Below are 14,169 nucleotides of genomic sequence, written 5' to 3'. Positions count from 1 at the left end.
TCAAGCCTAAGGAGTTCAGGTGAGTGACGTGACGGTGGTCCCCGCGGACCGGCGGGTGTTCATCGACAAGCAGAGCCCCCAGGCCTACAAGGCGATGGTCGCGGCCGCCGAGGCGACCCGCGAGGCGGCGGCCGAGGCCGGGCTGGACCGCCGGCTGGTGGAGCTCATCAACCTCCGGGTCTCCCAGATCAACGGCTGCGCCTTCTGCCTGAACGTGCACACCAAGGCCGCGCTGCGCGAGGGCGAGACGACCCAGCGGCTGGGCGTGCTCCCGGCCTGGCGCGACACCGAACTGTTCGACGCGCGGGAGCGCGCCGCACTCGCGCTCGCCGAGGCGACCACCGACCCGGCCGACGCGACCCTGCAGGAGGCCGCCTACGGCGCCGCGCGCGCGGCGCTGAGCGAGGCCGAGATCTCGGCGGCGGTGTGGGTGGCGATCACCATCAACGCCTTCAACCGGGTCTCCATCATGAGCAAGCACCCGGTCCGTCCGGCCCCGGCGCGTTAGGGCGCCGCCCACCGGATCCCGCCCTCGGCACGGGAAGGCGGCCGGGCCGACTTCCCGTGCTGCGACCCTCCCGCGTGCTGCCCGCGTGCTGCCCGCCGTGGGGTCGGCGGCCGATCTTGTCCAGCGCGAGGAGATCGTCGTCGGGGAGCCGGAGTCCCGCGCCCGCGACGTTCTCCCGCAGGTGTGCCACCGACGAGGTGCCCGGGATCAGCAGGATGTTCGGCGACCGCCGCAACAGCCAGGCCAGGGCGACCGACATCGGCGACGCGTCCAGCCGGGCGGCCACGACCGTGAGCGCGGAGGACTGCAGCGGGCTGAAGCCGCCGAGGGGGAAGAAGGGCGCACGTAGGCGATGCCCTGTTCGGCGAGTCCGTCGATCAGCTCGTCGTCCTGGCGGTGGGTGAGGTTGTACATGGTCTGGACGCACACGATCGGCGCGATCGAGCGTGCCTCCGCGACCTGTGCCGCCGCCGCGTTGCTCGCGTTGCTCGCGTTGCTCGCGTTGCTCACGCCGAGGTGCCGGATCAGCCCCTGCTGCTGGAGTTCGACGAGCGTGTCGAACGCCTCGGCGAGGGAAGCGGGCACGGGGCCCTGGGCGTCGCCGAGCCGGAGCTCAGGGACGTCGCTTCGGCGGTCGTTCCGGCGGAGGGTGGTCCAGGACCGGCGGATCAGGCTACGACCGGTGATGGCCGTGTCCGCGATCCGTCGGACGGAACCTGGTCGGCCGACGTCGAGGGCCTCCGCCTTTCGGCGTAGGCCCTCCTATGGCGGGTGGACGACCGGTTCCTCCCGGCGGTGGATGACGAAACGTCAGGCCGGCGGCGAGGCTGGGGGGCGAGGGCGAGGGGGTGCTCGCCCGGTGGAGGTGGGGACGCATGGTGCTGGGTGGGGGACGTACGGCGGAGGGTATGGCGAGTGCGGCGGCGCGTTCGGCGCGTCCGGGGTGGGGTGGGTCGGGTGCGGCTCGGCGCGCGGCTGCCGCAGCGGCGGCGGCGGTCTGCCTGGCGGTGGCCGCGCCGGTCGCCTCGGCGGGTGCGGCCGAGCCGGGTGCTGCCGAGCAGGCCGGCGGGTCGCCGGACGGCCGACAGCAAGGGGCGGCCGAGCGCCGGGCGGCGGCACTGCGGGCGGTGACGGACGCGGGCGCCGTCGCGGCGATCGCGGAGGTCAGGGACGGTGGCCGCGTCTGGCGCGGGGGATCGGGCGTCGCTGATCTGGCCACCGGCGCGCCGGTCCGTACCGACGGCCGGTTCCGGGCCGGCAGCGTCACCAAGGTGTTCACCGCCACCACCGTGCTCCAGTTGGTGGGCGAGGGCCGGATCGGCCTGGACGACCCGGTGGAGCGCCACCTGCCCGGCCTGGTCCCGAACGGCGCGAAGATCACCGTGCGCCAGCTGCTCAACCACAGCTCCGGCCTCTGGGACTCCACCAACGAGAAGGGCGGGGTCTTCCCCGAGCTGGCCGACGCGGCGGCGGTCCGGGACTGGCTGGACCAGGGCGGGCTGACCAGGACGATCACCCCGGCGCAGGTGGTCGCGGCCTCGGTCGCGCACGCGCCCAACTTCCCGCCGGGCACCGGGTACGGTTACTCCAACGTCAACTACGCCCTGCTCGGCATGATCATCGAGCGGGTCACCGGGCACGGCTACGCGCAGGAGATCACCGCGCGCGTCCTGCGCCCGCTCAGACTGGACGGGACGTACTTCCCGGGCACGGCGACCGACATCCGGGGCCCGCACGCCCACGGCTACGTGACGCTCGTCGAGGGCCCGGGCCCGGCGGACCGCAGTGACCGGGACGTGACTGTGGCCAGCGTCTCCTGGGCGAACGCGGCGGGCGAGCTGATCTCCACCCTGAGCGACCTGAACCGCTTCGAGCAGGCCCTGACCAGCGGCCGGCTGCTCCCGCCGCAGCTGATGAAGGAGATGACGACGACGATCCCGGTCGAGATCGAGGGGCAGCCGACCGGGCTGAGCTACGGCCTGGGGCTGGCCCGGTGGCAGCTGTCCTGCGGGGAGGTCCGGGGTCACGACGGCGGGGTGCCCGGCTACAGCTCGCAGCTGTGGAGCTCGGGCGACCGGCAGGTCGCGCTGTCCGTGACCACGCGCGGTGACGACAAGCAGGTCCAGGCGCAGATGGTGGCGGAGGTCGGCTTCCTGGAGCAGGCCTTCTGCGGCACCCGGTGACGCGGCCCGGGTGGTTCGCCGGGGTGCTCCGCCGGGGTGCTTCGCCCGGGTGCTCCGCTCGGGTGCTCCGCCGGGGTGCTCCGCCCGGGTGCTCCGCTCGGCGCGGCGCCGACCCCGCCGGGGTACCTCACTGACCCCGGCGGGGTCGGCGCCAGGCCGATCCGTCCGCTGAGGGGAGCCCTCACGGGGGAATCCCTCGCGCGGGATGCTCGACGGTGTGGGCGGGTCGGAGCGGCAGCGTGAGCCGTATGGGACGATCCTCCGACCTGTACGGACGACGAGGGGCGAGCAGTGACCGACGTGACCCTGAACCTCTGGCGGCAGCCGCTCGGTGAGGTGCCGGCCGAGGTGTGGGAGCGCACCGACCTGACGGTGCTCATCCTCGCCGACACCGGGATCTCCGAACTCCCTGCAGGCATCGGCCGGTTGACCGCGCTGCGCACCCTCGACCTCGGGCACAACAAGCTCGCCGAGGTGCCCGCCGAGCTGGGCGACCTCACCGGTCTCGGCGACTTCCTCTACCTGCACGACAACGCGCTGACCACCCTGCCGGACACCCTCGGGCGGCTCACCGCGCTGCGCTACCTCAACGTCGGCGAGAACCGGCTCACCGAACTCCCCGCCACCATCGGCGAGATGGCCTCCCTGGTCGAGCTCCGGGCGCAGCACAACCGGCTCGGCGCGCTGCCCGAGGAGCTCGGGAAGCTCGGGGCGCTGCGCGAACTCTGGCTGCGCGGCAACGAGTTGACCGGCCTGCCGGACTCGCTGGCCGGGCTCACCGAACTGCGCGAGCTGGAGCTCAGGGAGAACGCGCTCACCGAGGTCCCGTCCGTCCTCGCCGGGCTGCCGCTACTGCGCCGGCTCGACCTGCGCGGCAACCGGATCGCCGAACTGCCGCACTGGCTGGCCGGACCGGGCGCGCTGCCCGCCCTGGAGAAGCTGGACCTGCGGTGGAACGACGTCCGGCCGTCGGCGCGGCTGCTGGACGCGCTCGGCGCGCGCGGGTGCGTCGTCCTGCACTGAGGTCGTCTGTCCGGTGGAGGCGGCAGAAGCCCCCAGGAGGCGCCGGGAAAGATCTTGCGTCCGTCGGCCGAACTGCTACGGTTGGTCGCATGAAGCGCGCTGCACTCGCCACGACGACGCCGGAGAGAGTCCCGGCGCGCTGACTGCTGACCTAGTCCGAAGCCCCGGGGCGAGTGCCCCGGGGCTTCGTCGTTTCCCGGTCCACTCGCCCGCATTGCCCGAGTGGAGACCGACACCGTGAACGACCGCCCCATGAACGACCGCCCCGCGCACGACCAGGCCGCGAACGACCGCCCCATCGACAACCACGCCGCGCACGACCACCGCAAGCTCGGCCGCGAACTCGACCTCTTCGACACCGACCCGCTGATGGGATCCGGCCTCCCGTACTGGCTGCCCGACGGCGCGGCGATCCGGCACACCCTGGAGGAGTTCATCCGCGGCCGCGAGCGCCGGGCCGGCTACCGCCACGTCTACTCCCCGGTGCTCGGAAAGCGAGAGCTGTACGAGATCTCCGGCCACTGGGCGCACTACCGCGAGGACATGTTCCCACCCATGCAACTGGGGTCGGAGGAGATGGTGCTGCGCCCCAGCCTCTGTCCGCACCATGCCCTGATCTTCCGCTCCCGCTCCCACAGCTACCGGGAACTCCCGCTGCGCATGGCCGAGTTGGGCGGCATGTACCGATCCGAGCTGTCCGGCGTGCTGGGCGGGCTGACCAGGGTCCGGGCGATCCAGCTGAACGACGCGCACGTGTTCTGCACCCCCGAGCAGGCCGCCGACGAAGCCGTCGCCGCCCTGGAGCTGATCCGCGAGGCGCACCGGGCGCTCGGCATCGTGCCGGTCCGCTACCGGCTCTCGCTGCCCGGCGCCGGCGGGAAGTACGTGGCGGACCCGGCGCTCTGGCAGCGCGCCACCGCCCTGCTCACCGATGTGCTGGAGCGCTCCGGGGTGCCGTTCGAGGCGGCCGAGGGCGAGGCCGCGTTCTACGGTCCCAAGATCGACGTGCAGATCGCCGACGGTGCCGGGCGCGAGTTCACCCTCTCCACCGTCCAGATCGACTTCCACCAGCCCGAGCGGTTCAACCTGCACTACATCGGCCCGGACGGCGCCAAGCACCGCCCGGTGATGGTCCACCGCAGCGTGATCGGCAGCGTCGAACGGGTGGTCGCCCACCTGATCGAGCTGTACGGCGGCGCCTTCCCCGCCTGGCTCGCGCCCGTGCAGGTCGTGCTGCTGCCGATCTCCGACGCCGAACTGCCGCAGGCCGAACGGCTCCGGCAGCGCTGCCTCGACCTCGGGCTGCGCGCGGAGGTCGCCGGGCCCGAGCACGGCAGCCTGGGCGCCCGGATCAGGGAGGCCCGGCTGGTCCCGTACCAGGCGGTGATCGGCGCCAAGGAGGCCGTGGACGACCGGGTCGCGCTGCGCCTGCGGGACGGCCGCCGACTGGAGCCGCTGCCGGCCGAGGAGGCCTGGGCGCGGATCGGCGCGCTGGTCGCCGGGTGCGGCGCCGAGCTGTGGGACGACGGCGGGGAGGGGTGAGCGGGAGGGGCCGCGGGCGGTGGCGTACGTACGACTAGTGCGGTCACGCGGTGTGTCGGCCGGGCCGGGGGTGAGGGCCACCCGTCGAATGGGCGCGGTGGCCGAGTCCACGGCCGCCGTTGCCCCCACCCGTCCCGGAGGTCCCCGATGCGCGTTCCCCGAAGACTCGTCGCTCCCGCCGTCGCCGGCTGTCTCGCCCTCGCCGGAGCGGTCGCCGCCGCCCCGGCCGGCTCCGCCCAGCACCGCCCGCTGCCCGTACCCGACGCCCGGTACTGCGCCGCCGTGGTCGGGCACGCGCCGGGCGCGGACGGCTTCTCGCCGGTCCTCGGCCGGGCCTGCTCGCCGGACTCCCTCGCCGACGCGCTCGCCCGGTCCGAAGGCCGTACCCGCGCGGCGGAGCAACCGGCCGACCGCACGCTGCTGCTGGAGGAGTTCAAGGACGCCGACTACGGCGGCGGCGTCATCTACGCCTTCTACGGGGACGCGGGCGGCTGCGACGCCACCGGCTACCACCTGGTGAACTACTTCGACGTGGCGCTCAGCGTGTCCTCGATGAAGGGCTACAACAACTGCAACGCCGCCCACCTCTGGTCCACGCTCGACGTCGAGAAGACCGTGGACCTCCCGGCCTCCGCTCTCGGGGCGAACTTCAACGACGTCGTGCGGGAGCTGCAGGTCTTCCACCGCTGACGGCGGCCGACGGGCAGTCCGGGCAGTCCGGGCCGGGCGAAACGGCCGGCCCGGACTGCGTCGCGTCACCGGCTATCGCGGCACCAGCTGTCGCGACCCCGGCTGTCGCGTCACTAGCTGGGGAAGGGCCAGGTCGGGCACCACGGCGGGATCCACTGGCCGGGGTAGGGCGGGCCCCACGGCGGGCACGGCGGGAGCTGGGGGGTGGGCGGCACCGAGGTCCAGAGGACCTTGCCGTTCTGCTCGACCGCGATGGCGCCCTCGTTGTAGACGGTCAGCTCGGCACCGGCGTGACCGGCCGTCCCGCTCGACCAGAGCGGGGTGTTGTCGGCGGCGTAGACGACGAGGTTGCCGTCGCCCTGCATGACCAGGACGTTGCCGTTGGGCATGGCGCCCTTGGCGACCCAGAGCGGGGTGGTGTCGCGGTAGAGGACCACGTTGCCGTCGCCCTGCATGGCCAGCATGATGTGGTGGTCCGGCGAGTACCAGGCCTGGTTGCGGTAGATCGCGCTGTTCATCGGGATGCGGGTGGGCGCGGACAGCGCGGTGGCCGCCGCGGCCACAGCGGCCGGGACCGCAGCCGCCGGAGCCGGGGCCGCCGGGGCCTGGGCCGGAGTCGTGCCGGGAGCGGCCTGGGCGGCGCCGGCGCTCAGGGTGGCGAACCCGATCGCGGCGACGGCCGCCAGGGCTGCGGCTCGTAGACGGAGACTGGTCATGGGAGAGTTTCGGATCCTCTCGTAGGTAACGCGCCTGTGGCACACGGCATCTGACGGTGCGTCCGGATGGAGTTCCGGTGAGCACTGAGTGAAGGCTATGGCGGTCCGGTGAGGGCCAGCGGCAGTTTCACCGGCAGATCGGCCCGGCCGGCCCTGGCAACACGGCTCGGACGAGAACACCAACGGCCTGCCGCGGCAGCACTTCCACATGGGCGCCGACCTGACCGTCCACACCCCCGAGCACCTGGCCGCCGTCGCTGCCGAACCCAACGGCCGCCCACGCAAGGCGCTCGGTGGGAAACCTCAGCCGAGCGCCTGGCCGAACTCCTCGCGGCCTGGACAACCGGCCACATCGGCCTCCGGGCCTCGTCCCAGGCCGAGCAGTACCTCATGGCCTTGTCCAAGAACGGCCAGCCGACCGCCTACCTCTTCCAGTGCCGAGTCTGTGGCGCCCACCTCGCATACGCGGACGCCGCCTAGCTCGTTCAATGAGCCTGCCAGGAAGGGGAGATGGCTACAACAGGGCTTTCTGTCGGGTGCTCCTAGTAGGACTGCAGCTCGATCAAGTGGCCGTCCGGGTCGCGGAGATGGGCGCTGCGGAGGTTCGGGCCCCACTCCGGGCGGTCGGTGGCCGGGGCGGCGAGGGTGGCTCCGTGGTGCAGGCAGAGGTCGAGGGCGGTGTCCACGTCGTCGACCCGGAAGACCAGCATCGCGGCGTCCTGTGCGGGGGCGGTGGGGCGGGCGGGGAGTTCGGTGGTGCCCAGTGTGGTGGCCATCGCGGAGCGGTCGAAGAGGACCAGGACGGCCTGGTCGGCGACGTCCCAGTTGGCGTACGGGCCTTCGGGTGCACCCTTGACGAGGGTGGCGCCGGTGAGCGGGGGGAGTATCGCGCGGTAGAAGGCGAAGCAGTCGGCGAAGCGGGTGACGAGCAGGCGGGGGTAGAGGGCGTCCACGGGCGGGCTCCTGGGGGCGGTGGGCGGATGGATGGGCGGATCGGTGGGCTCGAGAAGTAGTGGGTCGAGACCCACTATAGGAATACACCCTAGACTTCCGCCATGGCCTCCGAGGATCCGATCGACGCACCCGCACTCCCGCCGACCCTGCTGGACCTGAGCACCTACCTGCTGTCCCGGATCGGCAAGACGGCCCGGGGCCGGCTCGCCGAGCGGCTGGCCGAACGCGGGTTGCGGCTCTGGGACATGGCGGTGCTCGCCGCGCTCGCCGACTTCGGTCCGCAGGCCCAGCGGGACCTGGTGCGGCGGCTCGGCCTCGATCCGAGCGACCTGGCCAAGGTGGCCGACCAGCTCGCCGCCGCCGGGCATGTCGAGCGGGCGAGGGACCAGGCCGACCGGCGGCGGGTCTCGGTCTCGATCACCGCCGCCGGGCGGGAGCTGCTCGCCGAACTCGACGCGCTGGCGCGGGCGGTGCAGGACGAGGTGCTCGCGCCGCTGGACGCGGGGGAGCGGCAGGTGCTGCAGTCGCTGCTGTTGCGGGTGCACCAGGGGGCGGGGGAGCGGCGCAGCGGGCTGTGACGGGGTGTGCTCAGTCGGCGGGCGGCGCGGGGCGGCGGGCGCCCGCGAACTCGCCCGCCCAGCGCGGGACGTCGAGCACGTTCTCGACGCGGGCGACCAGCGTCCCGGTGCGCTCGGCGTGGATCATCGCGCCGTCGCCGACGTAGACCCCGACGTGGTGCAGGGGCGCGTCGGGGCGGGAGAAGAAGAGCAGATCGCCCGGGGCGAGCGCGGTGCGGTCCACCGGGGCGCTGAGGTTGAACTGGGCGACGGTGTAGTGCCCGAGCTCGACGGTGCCGTGGCTGGCCCGGTACCAGCAGTAGAGCGACAGGCCGCTGCAGTCGAAGCCGACCGTCTTCTCGCCCATGCACACGCCGTTCAGCCAGCCGTTCTCCTCGTCGCAGAAGCCGAGGCCCGCGCCGAGGCGGTCGCCGCCGCCCCAGGCGTAGGGCACGCCGATCTGGGCCGCGGCCACGGCGGCGACCCGCCGGCCCAGGGCCTCGGCGGAGGAGGCGGCCGGTGTGGACGCGGCCGGTGCGGACGTGGTGGCGGCGGGGGTTGCGAGCGCCGCCGGGGCGAGTGCCGGGACCAGGCCCGCGCCGAGGGCGAGGCCGAGCATACGGCGCCGTGCGACGCCGGTGTCCTGGTCGCGATCGGTCGATTGGTGGTCGGCCGGTCGTTGGTCCGTCGGTCGGTGTTCCATGGGGCGGCTCCCGGACGGCGGTTGCGAGTGGCTAGCGGTGTGTGTGCGGGCATCAGGATTCCGTGCCCGCCGGGCCGTCCGCCATCACCCGCAACGGTGAATCGTGGGCGCACCGGCCTTGGAACGGTGGGAAGTTCGCCGGTAAATGGTTTGACGGTCGTTCGGCGGAGGCCAACGATGGGCGCGAACGTTCGGTCGGGCCGTCGGAGGACCTCATGAGCAGCACCGTCACACTGATCCGTAACTCCCGGCTGACGCAGGCCGTCGACTACGCCTACGGCGCGGTGGTCGACGCCCCGGCGCGCTCGCTGTGGCTGGCCGGGGCCTGCCCGCTCGACGAGGAGGGTCGCACGGTCGCCGTCGGCGACTACGAGGGGCAGGCCCATCAGGTGATGCGCAACCTGATAACCGTGCTGGAGGACGCCGGCGCCGCTCTCACCGATATCGCCCGGACCACCGTGTACGTGGCCTCGGGCGACCAGGCGGACCTGGTGAAGGTATGGAACGTCTACCGCTCCTACATGGGGGAGCATGACGCGCCCAGCACGCTGCTCGGCGTCTCGGTGCTCGGGTACGACCAGCAGCTGGTGGAGGTCGAGGCGGTCGCGGTGCTGCCGTGACCCGCCGGGGCCCGGTCTGACCGGGCCGTCGGCAGGCCACGGCCGTCGGCGGGTCGGGCCCGGTCAGCCCGCGGCGAGCAGGGCGTCCAGCTGCAGGTAGCCCTCGACCACGCCGTGCTCCATGCCGCTGGCCAGGATGGCGTCCCGGGCCTCCAGGCTGTCGACGACCGACAGCACGGTGACGCGGGTGCGGCCCTCCCCGGCGGGTTCGAAGGTCGCGGTGTCCAGTGAGACGCCGTCCGGCATGCCCTCGAAGGTGAAGGTCTGGACGAGCCGGGTGGCCGGCCGGACCTCGTGGAAGGAGCCGTAGAAGGAGGCGACCACCTGGCCGTCGCGGTGCGCGGAGTAGCGGTAGTGCCCGCCGGTGCGTGCCTCCCAGGTGTCGATCTTCATGTCGAGGTCCTTCGGGCCGAGCCACCGGGCGACCAGTTCGGGGTCGATCCAGGCCCGGAACACCCGCTCCCGCGGGGCGTCGAACTCGCGGACGATCCGGATGGTGGGCAGCTGCGGGTCCGCTTCGATCCGGGTCTCGGGGCCGTTGGTGGAGGTCATGACGGGACTCCTTCGCTCTGCTGAGGTCTGTCGCTGTCGCTGTCGTTCTTGGCGTCGTGGTGCTCGCCCGTGGGTGCGGTCTCGTCGGCCAGGTCCGCGAGGAGGGCGTCCAGCCGGCTGAACCGCTCCTCGGCCTGGCGCCGGTACCGCTCGATCCAGCTCGTCATCAACTCGAACACCTGCGGTTCCAGGTGGCAGGGCCGGCGCTGGCCGTCCCGGCTACGGCTGACCAGCCCGGCCTCCTCCAGCACCTTCAGGTGTTTGGAGACGGCCTGCATGGATATCGCGTAGGACTCGGCCAACTCGCCGACGGTCGCGTCCCGGACCGACAGCCGGGCCACGATGTCCCGCCGGGTCGGGTCCGCCAGGGCCACGAACGCCCGGGACAGCTGGTCGACAGCCAACACACCCTCCTGTCCGTCCGAACCGATCCTCAGCCGGTGCGGCTCGACCGATCCTCAACCGATTGGTTGAGAACAACGCTACGCCGCCCCGCCCACGTATTCAACCGTTCGGTTGTGGATTCGGTCGTGAACTCCTCCGATCAGAGCGCGCAGCCGGTGGTCGTGTCGTCGGCGGCCCGGGGGACGGTGTGGCTGGGCGGCGGGGTGGCGCCCTTCGTGGTCCAGGCCACCAGGTCGTCGAAGGCCGCGTTGAAGCAGGGTTGCATCGGCCGGACGACATCCTTCGCCAGGTCGTAGAAGCCGTCGGTGTGGGTGCCGTTCTCGATCCTGTAGTACCGGTGCAGGTCACCCCGGCCGGAGTCGTTCACCATCCGGTCGTACACGTCGCCGGTCCGGGTGATCGGGAGCAGGACGTCGAAGGTGCCCTGGATGGTGATCAGCGGCCGGGTGATGCGGCCGGTCAGCGACACCCGCTCGACCGCGTCGTGGACGCTGTCGGGCCGGGCGGCGTAGTCGTAGTCGGTGTCGCAGCCGGCGCCCGTCCCTTCGGGGCAGAACGGGGTGCCGCCCTGGGCGGCGCCGTCGTAGTCCGGGTCGAGCTCCTCGCGGATGGTGCGCTGCAGGGAGTCCCAGAGGGTGTAGTAGTGGGCCTTCCACAGCTTCTCGGAGCCCTTCGGGTACCCGGCGGCGTACATGGCCTCGGCTGCGCCGGGCTCGTGCCGGTCCCAGCGGGGGTAGGCGCGCAGGGCGGGAGGCAGGTTGGTCAGCAGGGCGGGCTCGTCCCGGGTGAGCAGCAGGCCGTTCCAGTCGATGCCGCCCGTGTAGAGCTGTGGGTAGTGCTCCAGCTGCCAGCGCACCAGGTACCCGGCGGCGGAGAGGCCGGCGGCGTACGTCCGGGTCGGCGCCTTCCCGTAGTGCTTGGCGGCCACCTGCTTAGCGGCGACGGTGAGTTGGGCGACGCGCAGGTGCCACTCCATCATCGCGTCGCCCGGCTCGTCCCCGTCCTTGTACAGCTCGGGGCCGGTGTTGCCCTTGTCGGTGGCGGCGTACGCGAAACCCCTGGCCAGCACCTGGTCGCTGATGATCTGGTCGTTGGCGTACTGCCGCCGGGTGCCGGGCGGGCCGGCGACGACCAGGCCGCCGTTCCAGTGCTCGGGCAGTCGGATCACGAATTGGCTGTCGTGGTTCCAGCCGTTGTTGGTGTTGGTCGTGGAGGTGTCCGGGAAGTAGCCGTCGAGTTGGATGCCGGGCACGTGCGACGGGTTGACCGTGTCCAGCGCCTGGAGTTTGTCGTAGTCCTCGGGGTTGGTGAGGCCGAGCGGGCGGGTGCCGGTGGTGGTGAGGTCCGCCAGGCAGTGGCTGACGAGGCGTTCCGCACCGGGAACGCGCAGTCGCCGTCCTTCGCAGGCGGTGCGGGCGGCGCTCGCCTCGGCGGCGGGGAGGAGACCGACTGCCAGGAGGGCGGGGACGGCGGCGACGAGGGGGCGCCAACGCCGGTACATCGTGCGGGAACTCGTGCGGGCCATGGTCGAAAGCTCCTCGGGCCGGGTGGTGCGGTGATCGGGACAGACCGACCGTAGGCAGCGGGGCAGGGCGCCGGGGAGTGCCGAATGGCCAGTTCCTCCGGCGTCCGGTCCGTCGCACGGCCACCTCCCCCTGCCGATCGGCACATGACCTGTGGCCAGACCTTGGGAGAGGCTTGTGCTCCGGTTACCGGGGTCCCGTATGGTCCCCGGTGAAGAGCTACTGGGAGGGGGAACGGATGGCCTCGCCGTCGACCGCGGTGCCGTGGATTCCGCCCGTGCTGTACACGGCGGTCCTGGCCGGCGGGATCTACCACGCCGCCGTCTCGGGTGGCCCGGCGCACCTCGCACGCGTCGCGGGCTTCGTGGCGGGGCTGGCCCTGCTCCTCGCCCTGGAGGTCTTCGAACGGCGTTGCCGGAAGCCGAGCAGCCCCGTCCGTGGGGAGGCGGTCCTGCTGGCCGTCCGGCTCCTGCTGTTCACGGCCGTCGCCGCGCTGGACGGCTCGGGCGTCTCTCGGGCCCTGTTCGTCCTGGTGCCGTTCACGGCCTACCTCGCCTTCGGCCGAAGAGCCGGCGTGCTCTGCGGCGCGGGCTGTGTCGCCCTGCTGGTCGTCGGCTACACGCTGTGGGTCCCCCGGTGGTGGGTGCGCGCGGAGTACGTCTCAGACCTGCTGATGTTCGGCCTGGCGCTGGCACTGGCCGGATCGATGGCGGCCGTCGCCGTGCGCGAGCAGCAGGCGCGGGCGCGGCTGGAAGGCGTCCTGGCGGAGCTGGAGGACTCCCACGAGCAGCTGGCCGCGTACGCGCTGCGGGTGGCGGAGCTGTCCACGGCCGACGAGCGGAACCGGGTCGCGCGGGAGATCCACGACAGCCTCGGACACCATCTCACCGCTGTCGCCATCCAGCTGGAGAAGGCCGAGGCGTTCCGGGAGCTCGACCCGCCGGCCTCCGCCAAGGCGGTGTCGGACGCCCGCTGGTCCGCCGGACGGGCCCTCACCGAGGTCCGCGAGTCCGTGAGCGCGCTGCGCGACGCCCGGCCCTTCTCCCTCACCCGCGCGCTCGCCGACCTGGTCCGACACTTCGGCGACGACCGGATGACCGTGACCCTCCAGGTCACCGGGGACGAGGCCGGGTACGGCGCCGAGCCGCTCACCGCCCTGTACCGGGCCGCCCAGGAGGCGCTCACCAACGCTCAGCGGCACGGACGGGCCACCCGCATCGATGTCACGGCCGCCTATGGCGAGGTCGCGGCCCGGCTGGTCGTGGCCGACAACGGACGGGGCTTCGCCGCCGTCCCCACCGACCGCCCCGGCGGCACCGGCTTCGGGATCCGCGGCATGCGCGAGCGGGTCGAACTCCTCGGCGGGCGCGTCGACATCGACGGTCAGCCCACGCCTCGGGAGGCGGGCGGAGCCGTCGTCACCGTCACCGTCCCGCGTTGCCCGATACCGGTGGGGAGCGCCGGGTGAGCGGGCCGGAGGTCCCGGGGGAGCCGGTGCGCGTCCTGGTCGTCGACGACCAGGAGCTGGTCCGGGAGGGGATCGCCTCCCTGCTGGGTATCCAGCCGGGCATCACCGTCGTCGCCACCGCGTGCGACGGAGCGACGGCCGTCGAGGCCGCCGTCATCCACCGGCCGGACGTCGCCCTGGTCGATGTCCGGATGCCCGGCATGGACGGCATCGACACCACCGCCGTCCTCGCCACCCGGGTGCCCTCGTGCAGGGTCGTCATGCTGACCACCTTCGACGACCGGGACTACGTCGCCGGTGCGCTCGTGGCCGGCGCAGTCGGCTACTTGCTCAAGAACCTGCCCTCCGTCGAACTCGCCCGCTCCGTACGCCTCGTCCACGCCGGTGTCGCCCAGCTCGACACAGCAGTGCTGGCCCGTCTCGCCGCCGCCCTGACGATCCCAGGTCGGGTGACCCCGGCGGCAACGGATCCGCAGCCGGCCCCCGGTCCCCACCGCCCGGGCCCGGCAGACGCGCTGACCGGCCGCGAGACGGACGTGCTGCGCCTGATCGCGGGCGGCGCCACCAACCGGGAGATCGCCGACCGGCTCCACCTCAGCGAGGGGACCGTCAAGAACCACATCTCCCGCATCCTCAACCGACTGGGCCTCCGCGACCGCACTCAGGCCGCTCTGTACGCCCGCGACCACGGCCTGCTCTGAAACACCACCCGCACACCGCCCGGC

The 14,169-nt window shown here is 72.9% G+C and carries 16 protein-coding genes and 2 pseudogenes; 11 read left to right on the top strand and 7 right to left on the bottom strand.

The genetic code is table 11. The annotated features are described in order from the left end of the window. The first annotated feature begins 19 nt into the window (after positions 1–19). A complete protein-coding gene (locus tag ACYP53_RS21260; protein WP_189914533.1) occupies positions 20–508 on the top strand; it encodes a carboxymuconolactone decarboxylase family protein in 489 nt (162 codons plus the stop codon). Positions 509–614: 106 nt separating this feature from the next. Here the strand turns inward: ACYP53_RS21260 and ACYP53_RS21255 are convergent. Beyond that, positions 615–1,132: pseudogene (locus tag ACYP53_RS21255) on the bottom strand (aldo/keto reductase); the annotation flags it as partial. Positions 1,133–1,515: 383 nt separating this feature from the next. Here ACYP53_RS21255 and ACYP53_RS21250 point away from each other — a divergent pair. From ACYP53_RS21250 to ACYP53_RS21235, 4 genes are all read left to right on the top strand, one after another. Then, positions 1,516–2,691, top strand: a complete 1,176-nt coding sequence (locus ACYP53_RS21250) for a serine hydrolase domain-containing protein (protein ID WP_459648532.1) — start codon at positions 1,516–1,518, stop codon at positions 2,689–2,691. A 291-nt stretch (positions 2,692–2,982) separates the two neighbouring features. Continuing rightward, positions 2,983–3,714, top strand: a complete 732-nt coding sequence (locus ACYP53_RS21245; RefSeq protein ID WP_459648531.1) for a leucine-rich repeat domain-containing protein — start codon at positions 2,983–2,985, stop codon at positions 3,712–3,714. Between the two features lie 252 nt (positions 3,715–3,966). Beyond that, a complete protein-coding gene (gene thrS, locus ACYP53_RS21240; protein WP_459649803.1) occupies positions 3,967–5,256 on the top strand; it encodes a threonine--tRNA ligase in 1,290 nt (429 codons plus the stop codon). A 147-nt stretch (positions 5,257–5,403) separates the two neighbouring features. Further along, positions 5,404–5,946, top strand: coding sequence for a hypothetical protein (locus tag ACYP53_RS21235; RefSeq protein WP_459648530.1), 543 nt, complete (start codon positions 5,404–5,406; stop codon positions 5,944–5,946). A 113-nt stretch (positions 5,947–6,059) separates the two neighbouring features. On the opposite strand, the gene ACYP53_RS21230 is transcribed toward ACYP53_RS21235, so the two are convergent. Then, complete coding sequence (locus ACYP53_RS21230) at positions 6,060–6,662, bottom strand: hypothetical protein (protein ID WP_459648529.1); 603 nt, start codon at positions 6,660–6,662, stop codon at positions 6,060–6,062. Positions 6,663–6,804: 142 nt separating this feature from the next. On the opposite strand from ACYP53_RS21230, the pseudogene ACYP53_RS21225 reads away from it, so the two are divergent. Together ACYP53_RS21225 and ACYP53_RS21220 are read left to right on the top strand one after the other, a co-directional pair. Then, positions 6,805–6,998, top strand: a pseudogene (locus tag ACYP53_RS21225) (IS30 family transposase); the annotation flags it as partial. After that, positions 6,978–7,142, top strand: coding sequence for a CbrC family protein (locus ACYP53_RS21220; protein WP_459649802.1), 165 nt, complete (start codon positions 6,978–6,980; stop codon positions 7,140–7,142). The pseudogene ACYP53_RS21225 and the gene ACYP53_RS21220, both read left to right, overlap by 21 nt. 62 nt (positions 7,143–7,204) lie before the next feature. On the opposite strand, the gene ACYP53_RS21215 is transcribed toward ACYP53_RS21220, so the two are convergent. Beyond that, positions 7,205–7,615, bottom strand: a complete 411-nt coding sequence (locus ACYP53_RS21215) for a VOC family protein (protein WP_189914516.1) — start codon at positions 7,613–7,615, stop codon at positions 7,205–7,207. A 102-nt stretch (positions 7,616–7,717) separates the two neighbouring features. On the opposite strand from ACYP53_RS21215, the gene ACYP53_RS21210 reads away from it, so the two are divergent. Continuing rightward, entirely contained in the window at positions 7,718–8,194 is a 477-nt protein-coding gene (locus ACYP53_RS21210; protein ID WP_189914514.1) for a MarR family winged helix-turn-helix transcriptional regulator, read from the top strand. Positions 8,195–8,204: 10 nt separating this feature from the next. Here ACYP53_RS21210 and ACYP53_RS21205 read toward each other — a convergent pair whose 3' ends face one another. Beyond that, on the bottom strand, positions 8,205–8,876 hold the full coding sequence (locus tag ACYP53_RS21205; protein WP_459648528.1) for a C40 family peptidase: 672 nt from the start codon (positions 8,874–8,876) through the stop codon (positions 8,205–8,207). 215 nt (positions 8,877–9,091) lie between these two features. On the opposite strand from ACYP53_RS21205, the gene ACYP53_RS21200 reads away from it, so the two are divergent. Further along, positions 9,092–9,496, top strand: a complete 405-nt coding sequence (locus ACYP53_RS21200; RefSeq protein WP_459648527.1) for a RidA family protein — start codon at positions 9,092–9,094, stop codon at positions 9,494–9,496. Between the two features lie 63 nt (positions 9,497–9,559). On the opposite strand, the gene ACYP53_RS21195 is transcribed toward ACYP53_RS21200, so the two are convergent. The 3 genes from ACYP53_RS21195 to ACYP53_RS21185 form a co-directional block, all read right to left on the bottom strand. After that, positions 9,560–10,048, bottom strand: a complete 489-nt coding sequence (locus ACYP53_RS21195; protein ID WP_459648526.1) for an SRPBCC family protein — start codon at positions 10,046–10,048, stop codon at positions 9,560–9,562. Beyond that, positions 10,045–10,452, bottom strand: coding sequence for an ArsR/SmtB family transcription factor (locus ACYP53_RS21190; RefSeq protein ID WP_459648525.1), 408 nt, complete (start codon positions 10,450–10,452; stop codon positions 10,045–10,047). The genes ACYP53_RS21195 and ACYP53_RS21190 overlap by 4 nt, the downstream gene beginning before the upstream one ends. 140 nt (positions 10,453–10,592) lie before the next feature. Further along, positions 10,593–11,978 (bottom strand): tannase/feruloyl esterase family alpha/beta hydrolase, encoded by a 1,386-nt coding sequence (locus ACYP53_RS21185; RefSeq protein WP_459648524.1) that lies wholly within the window; start codon positions 11,976–11,978, stop codon positions 10,593–10,595. 275 nt (positions 11,979–12,253) lie between these two features. Between ACYP53_RS21185 and ACYP53_RS21180 the strand changes: the two genes are divergently transcribed. Both ACYP53_RS21180 and ACYP53_RS21175 read left to right on the top strand, forming a co-directional pair. Continuing rightward, the gene (locus tag ACYP53_RS21180) at positions 12,254–13,444 is read left to right on the top strand and encodes a histidine kinase (RefSeq protein WP_459648523.1); all 1,191 of its coding nucleotides are present in this window, start codon (positions 12,254–12,256) and stop codon (positions 13,442–13,444) included. Next, a complete protein-coding gene (locus ACYP53_RS21175; RefSeq protein WP_459648522.1) occupies positions 13,441–14,145 on the top strand; it encodes a response regulator in 705 nt (234 codons plus the stop codon). Before ACYP53_RS21180 ends, ACYP53_RS21175 begins: the two co-directional genes overlap by 4 nt. Positions 14,146–14,169 lie beyond the last annotated feature (24 nt).

Source organism: Kitasatospora sp. Ki12, assembly GCF_054601375.1.
The sequence above is the reverse complement of the archived record's forward strand: the minus strand, read 5'-3'. Positions and strand labels throughout refer to the sequence as shown.